The organism is Kitasatospora sp. NPDC059973 (genome assembly GCF_042737525.1).
Classification (GTDB): Bacteria; Actinomycetota; Actinomycetes; order Streptomycetales; family Streptomycetaceae; genus Kitasatospora.
This window is the reverse complement of sequence record NZ_JBHWUI010000229.1, coordinates 1-10,231: the sequence shown is the minus strand read 5'-3', so window position 1 is coordinate 10,231 and position 10,231 is coordinate 1. Positions and strand designations below refer to the sequence as shown.

Genomic DNA, 10,231 nt, shown 5'->3' with positions numbered 1-10,231 from the left:
CCGTCACGGCGACGGGGGCGGCGGCCGGTTCGTGCTCACCGAGGGGTCTCAGCGCTTGATCTCGATCCGGTCGATGGTGACCGCCTCGAGCGGCCGGTCGTTCGCGTCGGTGGCCACCGAGCCGAGTTCGGCCACGACCTTCTCGGAGGCGGCGTCCGCGACCTTGCCGAAGATCGTGTGCTTGAAGTTCAGCCAGGCGGCTGGCCCCAGGGTGATGAAGAACTGGGAGCCGTTGGTGCCGGGGCCGGAGTTGGCCATGGCGAGCAGGTAGGGCTTGTCGAAGACGAGGTCCGGGTAGCGCTCGTCGCCGAAGGTGTACCCGGGGCCGCCGCGACCGGTTCCGGTCGGGTCGCCCGCCTGGATCATGAACCCGTCGATGATCCGGTGGACGGGGGTGCCGTCGTAGTACGGGCCGCTGATCGGCTCGTCGGTACGCGGGTCGGTCGCCCCCTCCCGGGTGCCTTCGGCGAGCTCCACGAAGTTGCGCACCGTCTTCGGTGCCTGGTTCGGGAACAGCTCCACGGTGATGGCACCGTGGCTGGTGTGGATCACAGCGTTCTTGGCGTCGGCCATGTCGGGACTCCTCACATCGTGACGCTCCGGACGCGAGCGACGCCTCAGGCTATCCGTACCGCCGGCGGCCGTCGGCGCGCGGAGCGCGCTGCCGCCGACCGCACGCCCGAGCCGCCCGAGCCGCCCGAGCCGCGCAGGATGCGGTTGGGCATTGACTCGGCAGGCGGCGGACCCGATGATGCAACCCAAGGACGCGGTCCGGGTGCCACCGGCGGGTGGGAGAGTCCGCCCGGCGCCACCCCGGCCGCCCGTACGGAGGGTGGGCCGCCGGTGTTCCGGCGAGGTTCTGGGGGGCTTGCGAAGAGGAGGCTTTCCGTGACCGCTCCGACCGCCCGTCTGGCCCCCGCGGCCTATCTGCGCTGCTTCCCCTTCGACCCCCGGGGCATGGCCGCCCACCGCGAGGCCCTGCGGCGCTTCGCCAACCGCCTCGGCCTGCTCGCCCCCGTCCTCTACTTCGACAACGGCGCCCCGTCCGCGGGCGTGCGCCCGCAGTTGGAGCTGCTGACCAGGTCCGTCCTCGACGGGCAGCACCGGATCGTGCTTGTCCCGGGCATGTGGGTGTTCTCCACCGACGAGCGACTGGCGCGGCTGATCACGTCCGCGTTCGCGGGTGCGAACTGTCGCACGGTCAAACTGCCGGACCGCTTCGTGTCGATACCCCGCCCCCGGTCGGGGTCTGGGGCGTGGGTGGCCTGAGACCGGCCGCGACCGGCCGCGCCCGCTCGCGCGGGTCAGCCGGTGGCGGTGGAGACCACCACGAGCTCGCCGACCGCCTCTTCGAGCGTGCCGCGGGCCTGCGCCGGCAGCGGGTCGTCGGTGATGAAGCAGTCGATCTCGGCGAGTTCCGCGAAGCTGCTCAGACCGATCACCCCCCACTTGGTGTGGTCCGCGACCACCACCGTCCGGCGGGCGGAGGCGATCATGGCGCGGTTGGCCTGCGCCTCGGCCAGGTTGGGCGTGGTCAGGCCCGCCCGTTCCGAGACGCCGTGCGCGCCCAGGATCAGCAGGTCCACGTGGAGCGAGCGGATCGTCTGCTCGGCCAGGGCGCCGACCAGGGCGGCCGAGCGGGTGGGCGATCCACCGGTCAGCAGCAGCGAGGGGGTGCTCGCCCCGGCGTCGCGGCCGGCCGCCCACACCAGGTCGGCGATCGCGAGCGAGTTGGTGACGATGGTCAGCTGCGGCACCTTGAGCAGCCTGGACGCCACCGCGAAGGTCGTGGTGCCGGCGGAGAGCGCGACGACGTTGCCGGGCTCCACCCGTGCGGCGGCGGCGTCCGCGATGGCGGCCTTGGCGGCCTCCTCCAGCGAGGACTTCGCCTCGAAGCCCGGCTCGTCGGTGCTGGAGGCGCCGATCGCCACGGCGCCGCCGTGCACCTTCTGCACCGTTCCCCGGCGGGCCAGGGTGTCCAGGTCGCGGCGGATGGTCATGTCCGACACCCCGAGCTGTTCGACCAGCTCGGCGACCCGCATCGCGCCACGACGGCGCACGGCCTCCAGGATCAGTGCCTGACGCTGTGGTGCCAGCATCCCTTGATCGGTCACGAGCTCCCCTGACGACCTGGGCGGGCATCGATGTCCCGCTACGTCCAGAGGGCAGGCTACCGCCGGAACGATCAGAAACCGACAGCCGGGCACCCGGGGGCCGCCCCGGCCTCCCGGGGCCGGGGGCAGGGGGCTGGGAGGGCTCGGGGCGCCCTGCGGCGGCGGGCCGCCGGGCCGGACCCGGGGCCTCCCGATCCGGCCGTGACCTGCGGCGCCCGTGCTCACCCGGCGAGTTCGCGCGGCCGGCGGCGAACGGGACGAAGGCGCTCCAGTGTTCGCCGTTGGCGACCAGGCGGCGGGTGGCGGCGGTCTACGCCCTCCCCTTCACCACCCCGCGCACCGCCAGGATGATCGCCCGCGCCGAGGCCCACTGGGAACGCACCGGACGCAACCTCTTCGAGGACATGCCCGCCCGGCCGTTACTGGTCGCGCGGGCCGCAGCGCTCGCTGTTCGTGCCCGGCCCCGTCCTGTGCCCGGGGGCGAACGAGATCACCGTGCTGGAACCGCACGCCGCCCACCGCGCCCGCGGCGTGGAGCTGCGCGAGCACGCCGACCTCGGGCCGACCGAGGAGTAGGGCGCGACCGGACCGCGGCGGTGGGTGGTGGGCCGGCGGGCCCACCACCCACCGCCGTTGGCGTGGCCGGCCCGTGCGCCCGGGGTCAGGAGCGCCCGTGCCGGAACCGCGCGGTCAGGGCCTCCGGTTCGATGATCGGCGGCGGGTAGCCGTCGTCCAGGAGCCAGGGCCGGTGGACCAGCGGGCCGGGGAGGTGGGCGAGTTCGGGCACCCACCGGCGGACGTAGTCGCCGTCGGGGTCGTAACGGTCGGCCTGGCGCAGCGGGTTGAGGACCCGGTTGGGCCGGGTGTCGGTGCCGGTGCCCGCGACCCACTGCCAGTTGAGCTGGTTGTTGGCGACGTCGCCGTCGACGAGCAGGGACAGGAAGTGGGCGGCGCCGATGCGCCAGTCGAGGTAGAGGCTCTTGGTGAGGAAGCTCGCCGTCAGGAGGCGGGCGCGGTTGTGCATCCAGCCCTCGTGGGCGAGTTGGCGCATTCCGGCGTCGATGATCGGGTAGCCGGTGCGGCCCCGGCGCCACGCCTCGGCCTCGCGCTCGTCGTGGTGCCAGTGGTCGTCCCGGGTGCGGTAGTCGCGGTGCGCGGCCTCGGGGCGGGCGGCGAGCACCTGGTGGTGGAAGTCGCGCCAGGCGAGCTGCCGGACGAACGCCCGTGCGCCGGGGCCGTCGTGCCGCAGGGCGTCGGTGGCGAGTTCCGTCGGGGACAGGCAGCCGAAGTGCAGGTACGGGGAGAGCCGGGAGGTGTCGTCGGCCGCGAGGTCGTCGTGCAGGTCAGCGTAGCCGTCGACGTCCCAGTTCCGCCGGCGCCGACGGGCCGCCGTCTCGCCGCCGGGCGGCAGGGCGGGTGAGCTCGGACGCGCGGCGGGGAGGTCCTCGCCGCGGACGTGCTCCGGGGTGGCGAGCCGGCGGGGTGCGGCCAGCACGGTCCGCCGGGGTACCTCCTGCCAGGCGCGGTGGTACGGGGTGAAGACCGTGTAGTGGTCGCGCCCGGCCGGGGTGACGCGGCCGGGCGGGACGACGGTCAGGGACGCGTCGTGGACGTGCAGCCGGTCGTCGAGGAGCTTGCGCAGCCGTGCCTCGCGCCGGTGCGCGAATCCGCTCGCGCCCGCGGCGACGTGCACGGTGGCGGCGCCGGTCTCGGCGGCGACGCGGGCCGCCTGCTCGGCCGGGTCGCCCGTGCGCAGGACGAGCCGGGAGCCGGCGGCCCGCAGGGAGGCGTCGAGGTCGGCGAGGCAGTCGGCGAGGAACGCCTGCCGGTTGGGGGCGGCGAACCCCGCGGCCGCGACGGCGGGGTCGAGCACGAACAGCGGGACGACCTGGTCGGCCGCGGTGTGCGCGGCGTGCAGCACGGGGTTGTCGTGCAGGCGCAGGTCCTGGGTGAACAGGGCGATCGAGACGGTCATCGGGGGGACCTCGGGGACGACGGGGGCTGGGGGGTGCGGGGAGTTCGGGGTTCCCGCGGGGTCCGGCGGGGCGGCAGGGGCAGGAAGCCGCTGGTGCGGGCCGCGTACTCGGCCCAGCCGGGGCGGTGCGCGCCCATCCGGCGTTCCAGCATCGGCTTGCCGCTGCCGAAGGCCAGCAGGTAGGTCATCAGGAGCGGGCTGAGGACGAACGCCGCGCCGGCCGGCGTGTCGGCGGCGAGCAGGTACAGGCCCCACCACACGCAGGCGTCGCCGAAGTAGTTCGGGTGGCGGGTGTAGCGCCAGAGGCCGCGGTCCATGACCGCGCCCCGGTTGCCGGGGTCGGCCTTGAACCGGGCGAGCTGCCGGTCGCCGACCGCCTCGAAGAACACGCCGACCGCCCAGAGCGCGGTGCCCGCCCAGGCGAGCGCGCCCGGCGGCCGGTCGGTGTACTGGGCGGCGAGGACCGGCAGCGCGACGAACCACACGAGGGCGGCCTGGAGCAGGTAGACGATCCGCAGCGCGTACCGCGTGCGGGCCGGGCCCTCGGGGGCGCGGGAGAGCATCGCGGCGTAGCGGGGGTCCTCGGGCGCTCCCCGGGCGCGCCACCACAGGTGCGCGGACAGGCGCAGGCCCCACACCAGGACGAGCGCGGTCGCGAGCAGCCGGCGGCCGTCGTCCCCGTGCCCGGCCGACAGCGCGTACCCGGTGAGCGCCACCGCGGCGAACGCCAGGCCCCAGGCGACGTCCACACCCCGGTGGCGGCCGGTCCGCACGCCCACCGCGAACGCGACGAGCAGGACGACGAGGGCCGCGGCGGCGGTCGCGGCGATGCCGAGGAGGAAGGCTCCGGTGTTCACGTCGCCCCCTCCGCACGGGTCAGCAGCAGCTGGTGGACGTCGAGGTACCCGGTGCGGAACCCGGCTTCGGAGTAGGCGAGGTACAGCTCCCACATCCGCCGGAACACCTCGTCGAAGCCGAGGGACTCGACCTCCTCGGGCCGTTCGCAGAAGCGCTCGCGCCACAGCCGCAGGGTCTCGGCGTAGTGCGGCCCGAACGCGTCGGTGCCGGTCACCCGCAGCCGGGTGTGGCGGGCGGCGGTCTCGGTCATCGCCCGCACGGACGGGATCCGGCCGCCGGGGAAGACGTACTTGAGGATCCAGGTGTGGCTGCGGCTGCCGGCGAGCATGCGGTCGTGCGGCATGGTGATCGCCTGGAGGGCGACCCGGCCGCCGGGGGCGAGGACCCGGTCGAGCACGGTGAAGTAGTCCGGCCAGAACGGGCGTCCGACGGCCTCGATCATCTCGACGCTGACGACGGCGTCGTACTCGCCCTCCGCGGTGCGGTAGTCGCAGAGCCGGACCTCGGCCCGGTCCTGCTGTCCGGCCTCGGCGATCCGCCGCCGGGCGAGGGCGAGTTGCTCCTCGGAGAGGGTCAGGCTGACGACGCGGGCGCCCCGGGCGGCGGCGCGCAGGGCGAGTTCGCCCCAGCCGGTGCCGATCTCCAGCAGCCGGGTGCCGGGGCCGACGTCCGCGAGGTCGAGCAGCCGGTCGATCTTGCGGTGCTGGGCGGCGGTCAGCTCCTCCCGGGTGGCGGTCGGCCGACGGTCCGGTCCGGCGGCGAAGAGCGCCGAGGAGTAGGTCATCGTCGGGTCGAGGAACAGGGCGAACAGGTCGTTGGAGAGGTCGTAGTGCCGGCGGACGTTGCTCCGGGCGTTCGCCGCGGTGGGCAGTTCCGCCGCCGGCGGGCGCCGGACGTAGAAGCGGCGCAGCCAGCGCGCGCCGGCCGGGACGAGGGTCTCGGGGGCGCTGGCCAGCGCGGTGAGCAGGGCGACCAGGTCGGGGCTGTCCCAGTCGCCGGCCTGGTAGGACTCGCCGAAGCCGATCAGGCCGCTCTCGCCGAGGCGGTGGAGGAAGGCCTGCGGGTGGTGCAGGCGCAGCACCGGCGCGCCGGGCGGGGCGGGCCGCAGGGCCCGGCCGCCGGGGAGTTCGACGAGCAGGCCGCGCCGCGCGGCGACCCGGCGCAGCAGGCGTCCGGCGACGGCCGCGCGCAGCGGCACGTGCGGCACCCTGGCGACGTCCGGCCAGCGGGCGGGATCGACGACGGGCGTCGGCCTCGCCGTCGGGGGAACCGTGGTCGTCATGGGGCGGGCACCTCTTCCGTGGGCACTTCCGTGGGCTCTTCCGTGGGCGTGGACCGCTGCGCGCACCGGTCCGGGCCGGCGGTCGGGCGGGGGTGGACGGGCAGGCCGCTCAGCCAGAGGCGGACGCCCCGGTAGCGGATGTGGAGGCTGACGGCCCAGGTGGCGAGCGGGTGGGCGAGCGCGGCACGCAGCAGGGCGGCGGGTCCGGCCGGGCGGCCGGTGCCGCGGACGGTGGCCGTGAAGGCGTGGCCGCCGCCGCGGTCCAGGTGGACGGTCAGGGCCAGCCGCTCCCCCGGCTCCGGCAGCACCATCCGGTAGCGTCCGTCGACCGGGAAGAACGGTGAGACGTAGAAGTCCTTGGGGGTCTCGGCACGGCCGGCGGGATCGGGCGGCAGCAGGTAGCGGTGGCGGCCGCCGTAGGTGTTGTGGACCTCGACGACCGTGCGGAGCGGGTGGCCCGCGCCGTCGCGGCACCAGTACACGGTCAGCGGGTTGAACACGTGCCCGAGCGACCGTGCCTGGGTGAGCATCAGGATCCGGCCCTCGCCGAGCCGTACGCCGTGCTCGGCCAGGTACCGGTCGATGTCCTGACGGATCGTCAACTCTCGGGCTTCCCGGTCGATCCGGTGATCCTGCGGGCGGAAGGAGGCCAGCGGACGCAGCGGCCACGGCACCCGGGGGAGGCGGTCCGGGTCGACCAGCCACAGGTAGCCGCGGTGGCGGAACGGCGGCCTGGGCGGATCGGTGCGCACATGGGTGGTGAGGGTGTCGTAGAGGACCGCGCCCCAGGGCCCGGGCAGGGTGGTCACGGCGCGCCCACCCCCAGCAGCGACCGGGCCGCCTCGACCCCGGACCGGCAGCCGTCCTCGTGGAAGCCCCAGCCGTGGTAGGCGCCGGCGAACGCGGTGCGGGCCGTGGTGAGTTCGGGCAGCCGGCGCTGCGCGGCGAGGGTGCTCGCGGTGTAGACCGGGTGCTCGTAGACGGTGCGGGAGACCACCAGGTGCTCCGGGACGGGCTGGTCCCGGTCCTCGTTGAGGGTGACCAGGTAGTCGTCGTCGGCGTCCAGCCGGAGCAGCCGGTTGAGGTGGTAGCTGACCCGCACCCGGTCCGAGGGGGCGGTGCAGTGGGGCATCCGGTAGTTCCACGAGGCCCGGGCCCACCGGGCGGTGGGCAGCACGGAGGGGTCGCGGTGCAGCACGGTCGGGTTGCGCGAGTAGGTGAAGGCGCCGAGGATCTCCAGCTCCGCGTCGGTCGGGTCGGCAAGCAGGTGCAGCGCCTGGTCGGCGTGGGTGGCGACGACGACGGCGTCGGCCTCGGTCAGGTGTCCGTCCTCGGTGACGACGCTGACCCCGTCCGGGTGCCGGCGCACCGCCCTGACCGGGGCGGACCGGCGGACGGTGGTGAGCCGCTCGGCGATCCTCTCCACGTACGTGCGGGAGCCGCCGACGACGGTCCGCCAGACCGGCGCGCCGGTCACCCCGAGCAGGCCGTGGTTGTCGAGGAACGTGAACAGGTACCGCGCCGGGTAGTCGCCCGCCAGGTCGGGGGCGCAGGACCACACCGCGGACACCACCGGGGTCATGAAGTGGCTCACGAAGTACGGGGAGAAGGCCTCGGCGGTGAGGAAGTCACGCAGGCTGGGGTCGCCGGCGGCCGGGTCGGCGAGCAGGCGGCGAGCCCGCCGGTGGAAGCGCGGCACCTCGGTGAGCATCCGCAGGTACCGGCCGCGCGCCAGGGCGTCGGGCCTGGCCAGCAGGCCGGCCGGTCCGCGCGCGCCCGCGTACTCCAGACCGCACCCGTCGCAGCGCACGGACATGCTCATCTCGGTGTCCTGGGTGCGCACCCCGAGTTCGGCGAAGAGCCGCAGCAGGTGGGGGTAGGTCCGGGTGTTGTGGACCAGGAAGCCGGTGTCCAGGTCCAGCGTCCGCCCGTCCCGCGCGGTCGCCCGCTGGGTGTGGGCGTGGCCGCCGAGGCGCCCGTCGGCCTCGAACAGCTCGACCTCCGTCCCGGCGCGGGACAGCTCGTACGCCGCGGTGAGTCCGGCCACGCCGGACCCCACCACGGCCACCCGGCGCGGACGCGCGCCGCCGTCGCCGCGGGCGGGGGCCCGTGAGGTGGAGACGATGTCGAACATGGTCACGAGAGCCCCTCCCGACGGGGCCGCGGCGCGGCCCGCTTTGTCGTTGCACCGGATCTTCGGAGCCGACGCGGTCCTTGGATTGGCCCGGCTCGTGGAGCGGCCCGACCCGTCGGGACCGGCCCGACTCGTGGATCCCGACTCGTGGATTCCGGCTCGTGGAGGGCCCGACTCGTGGACCGGCCGGCGTCGGGCTGCGGGGGCTCGTGCGCACCGCGCACCGTGGCCGACGAGCGTCCGGCACACCGGGCGGGACCGGCGCGGGACCGGCGGCGGCCCGGCGCGGCCGCGAACCGGCGCGCCGGGCGGCGGAGGTCAGCCCGTGAGCGCCTGTTCGAGAAGGTCCACGGCGCTCGCGAGGGTGCGGGGGCAGGCGGCTCCGGCCGGGGGCAGGGCGCGGGCCCAGCCGGGGCCGGCGGCCACCACCAGGGCCCGGGTGCGGGAGCCGCGCGAACCCCACATGCTGCCGCTCACCCGGCGCAGCAGCTCGGGGTCGGCGGTGTGCCGGTCCTGGGACCAGATCATCACGGCGCCCGGGCCGATCCGGTGGACGGCGTCGAGCAGGGCCCGGAAGGGGACGGCCGCCCCCAGCATCCGGAAGGGCAGGCCGCGCTCGGTGAGCGCCGCGGCCGTCGCCTCCAGCGGGAGGGTGTGCTGCTCGCCGGGCACCGCCGCGAGGACGACGGGTGGCACCGGCCGGGTTGGGCCGGTCTCCACGGCCACGCCGCGCAGGACGCTGGAGACGTGCCAGGAGAGCAGGTGCTCGACCTCGACGTACTGCTCGCCGTCGGCCGCCCACTTGCGGCCCGCGGCCCGCAGGGCGGGCATCATGACCTCCGTCCACGCCTCGACCACCCCCAGTGCCACGACCGCGTCGCGCAGGATCCCGGCGACCTCGGGTGCGTCCAGCCGGACCGCCGCCCGGGCCAGGCCGCGGCACTCGGGGCGTACCGTCCCGACCCGCAGGGCACGGCTGCCGCCCGGGTCGCGGCGGGCCGGGATGTCATCCGGCCGCTCCGTTCCGGGCGGCCGGCCGGCGGGCGGCGGTGCGTCGTGGAGCGCGGTGCGGCGCTCGGCCAGGGCGGCCCGGGCCGCCTCGCCCGGCGGCACTCCGCGGGCCGTGAGACGGCACATGGCCTCCAGGACCGCGATGTCCTGCCGGCTCCAGCGGCGATGGTGCCCGGCCGCGCGGTCGGCCGGGCCGATGCCGTAGCGGCGTTCCCACGAGCGGACCGTGGTCGGCGACACGCCGAGGCGGCGGGCGACTCCGCCGGTGGGCAGCCCCGCGTCCTCGGGGGCGTCCGGTGGGCCCGCCCGGCCACCGCCCCACGGGCCGGCGCCGTGCTCGGCGGGCAGGGTCACCATCCCCCGATCCTCCCCACCGCGAAGCCGACGCAGCAGACCACCAGCACGGTGATCACCAGGAGGGGGATCCAGCCGGGCCAGGCCGTGTGCAGCTCGGTCGACTCCGGGGTGGAGATGCCCGCGCAGGTCGACGCCTCGCACTCGGGCGTCTCGGTGGGCGGGCTCGCGGGCACGGGGCGTTCGTGCGCGGGGGTGCGGTGGTCGAGAGTCATGATGTCCTCCCGCTGGTGGGACGGTGCGTGGGCCTGCGTCGGAGCGCTGCCGCCCCGGGCATCGAGTAGGTGCTCGCGGGCGCGTAGGGGCTCGCGTGGTCAACCGTATACGCGGCCGCGGACGCCCGGTGGCGACGGCCACCGACGGTGGCCCGTCGTCAGAAGTGACGCTTCCATGCTCTCCCGCACGGCACCCCGGCGCCCGGCGCAGCGTTCCCGCACCGTTGCGCGCGGCCGGAGCCGGCGGGCCCGCCGGCGGGCGCGGGCGGACCCCTGCCGGGGCGGCGC

General features: G+C 75.8%; 11 protein-coding genes. 2 read left to right on the top strand and 9 right to left on the bottom strand.

Going from position 1 to position 10,231, the window contains the following annotated elements:
* Positions 1-48: 48 nt before the first annotated feature.
* Positions 49-573, bottom strand: coding sequence for a peptidylprolyl isomerase (locus ACFWA9_RS35900; protein WP_329491613.1), 525 nt, complete (start codon positions 571-573; stop codon positions 49-51).
* Positions 574-888: 315 nt separating this feature from the next.
* Between ACFWA9_RS35900 and ACFWA9_RS35895 the strand changes: the two genes are divergently transcribed.
* The gene (locus tag ACFWA9_RS35895; protein ID WP_380393161.1) at positions 889-1,269 is read left to right on the top strand and encodes a hypothetical protein; all 381 of its coding nucleotides are present in this window, start codon (positions 889-891) and stop codon (positions 1,267-1,269) included.
* 35 nt (positions 1,270-1,304) lie between these two features.
* Here ACFWA9_RS35895 and ACFWA9_RS35890 read toward each other — a convergent pair whose 3' ends face one another.
* On the bottom strand, positions 1,305-2,099 hold the full coding sequence (locus tag ACFWA9_RS35890) for a DeoR/GlpR family DNA-binding transcription regulator (protein ID WP_352298367.1): 795 nt from the start codon (positions 2,097-2,099) through the stop codon (positions 1,305-1,307).
* A gap of 468 nt (positions 2,100-2,567) precedes the next feature.
* Between ACFWA9_RS35890 and ACFWA9_RS35885 the strand changes: the two genes are divergently transcribed.
* Positions 2,568-2,690 carry a hypothetical protein gene (locus ACFWA9_RS35885; RefSeq protein WP_380393158.1) on the top strand — a complete coding sequence of 41 codons (123 nt, stop codon included), beginning with the start codon at positions 2,568-2,570 and terminating at the stop codon, positions 2,688-2,690.
* A gap of 85 nt (positions 2,691-2,775) precedes the next feature.
* On the opposite strand, the gene ACFWA9_RS35880 is transcribed toward ACFWA9_RS35885, so the two are convergent.
* The 7 genes from ACFWA9_RS35880 to ACFWA9_RS35850 all read right to left on the bottom strand — a co-directional run bounded on the left by ACFWA9_RS35880 (position 2,776) and on the right by ACFWA9_RS35850 (position 9,943).
* Entirely contained in the window at positions 2,776-4,089 is a 1,314-nt protein-coding gene (locus tag ACFWA9_RS35880) for a cryptochrome/photolyase family protein (protein ID WP_380393155.1), read from the bottom strand.
* The gene (locus ACFWA9_RS35875) at positions 4,086-4,946 is read right to left on the bottom strand and encodes a DUF1295 domain-containing protein (RefSeq protein ID WP_380393152.1); all 861 of its coding nucleotides are present in this window, start codon (positions 4,944-4,946) and stop codon (positions 4,086-4,088) included. Before ACFWA9_RS35875 ends, ACFWA9_RS35880 begins: the two co-directional genes overlap by 4 nt.
* Positions 4,943-6,229, bottom strand: coding sequence for a class I SAM-dependent methyltransferase (locus tag ACFWA9_RS35870; protein WP_380393149.1), 1,287 nt, complete (start codon positions 6,227-6,229; stop codon positions 4,943-4,945). The genes ACFWA9_RS35875 and ACFWA9_RS35870 overlap by 4 nt, the downstream gene beginning before the upstream one ends.
* Positions 6,226-7,029 carry a DUF1365 domain-containing protein gene (locus tag ACFWA9_RS35865; RefSeq protein ID WP_380393167.1) on the bottom strand — a complete coding sequence of 268 codons (804 nt, stop codon included), beginning with the start codon at positions 7,027-7,029 and terminating at the stop codon, positions 6,226-6,228. Before ACFWA9_RS35865 ends, ACFWA9_RS35870 begins: the two co-directional genes overlap by 4 nt.
* A gap of 5 nt (positions 7,030-7,034) precedes the next feature.
* Positions 7,035-8,363 (bottom strand): NAD(P)/FAD-dependent oxidoreductase, encoded by a 1,329-nt coding sequence (locus ACFWA9_RS35860; protein WP_380393164.1) that lies wholly within the window; start codon positions 8,361-8,363, stop codon positions 7,035-7,037.
* 318 nt (positions 8,364-8,681) lie between these two features.
* Positions 8,682-9,731, bottom strand: coding sequence for a MerR family transcriptional regulator (locus ACFWA9_RS35855; protein WP_380393146.1), 1,050 nt, complete (start codon positions 9,729-9,731; stop codon positions 8,682-8,684).
* On the bottom strand, positions 9,725-9,943 hold the full coding sequence (locus tag ACFWA9_RS35850; protein WP_352290233.1) for a DUF6480 family protein: 219 nt from the start codon (positions 9,941-9,943) through the stop codon (positions 9,725-9,727). The genes ACFWA9_RS35855 and ACFWA9_RS35850 overlap by 7 nt, the downstream gene beginning before the upstream one ends.
* Positions 9,944-10,231 lie beyond the last annotated feature (288 nt).

Excerpts from the sequence above, each read along its gene's own strand:
- ACFWA9_RS35900 (WP_329491613.1), bottom strand. The coding sequence starts at position 573 with ATGGCCGACGCCAAGAACGCTGTGATCCACACCAGCCACGGTGCCATC.
- ACFWA9_RS35890 (WP_352298367.1), bottom strand. The coding sequence starts at position 2,099 with ATGCTGGCACCACAGCGTCAGGCACTGATCCTGGAGGCCGTGCGCCGT.
- ACFWA9_RS35880 (WP_380393155.1), bottom strand. The coding sequence starts at position 4,089 with ATGACCGTCTCGATCGCCCTGTTCACCCAGGACCTGCGCCTGCACGAC.
- ACFWA9_RS35870 (WP_380393149.1), bottom strand. The coding sequence starts at position 6,229 with ATGACGACCACGGTTCCCCCGACGGCGAGGCCGACGCCCGTCGTCGAT.
- ACFWA9_RS35860 (WP_380393164.1), bottom strand. The coding sequence starts at position 8,363 with ATGTTCGACATCGTCTCCACCTCACGGGCCCCCGCCCGCGGCGACGGC.
- ACFWA9_RS35855 (WP_380393146.1), bottom strand. The coding sequence starts at position 9,731 with ATGGTGACCCTGCCCGCCGAGCACGGCGCCGGCCCGTGGGGCGGTGGC.
- ACFWA9_RS35850 (WP_352290233.1), bottom strand. The coding sequence starts at position 9,943 with ATGACTCTCGACCACCGCACCCCCGCGCACGAACGCCCCGTGCCCGCG.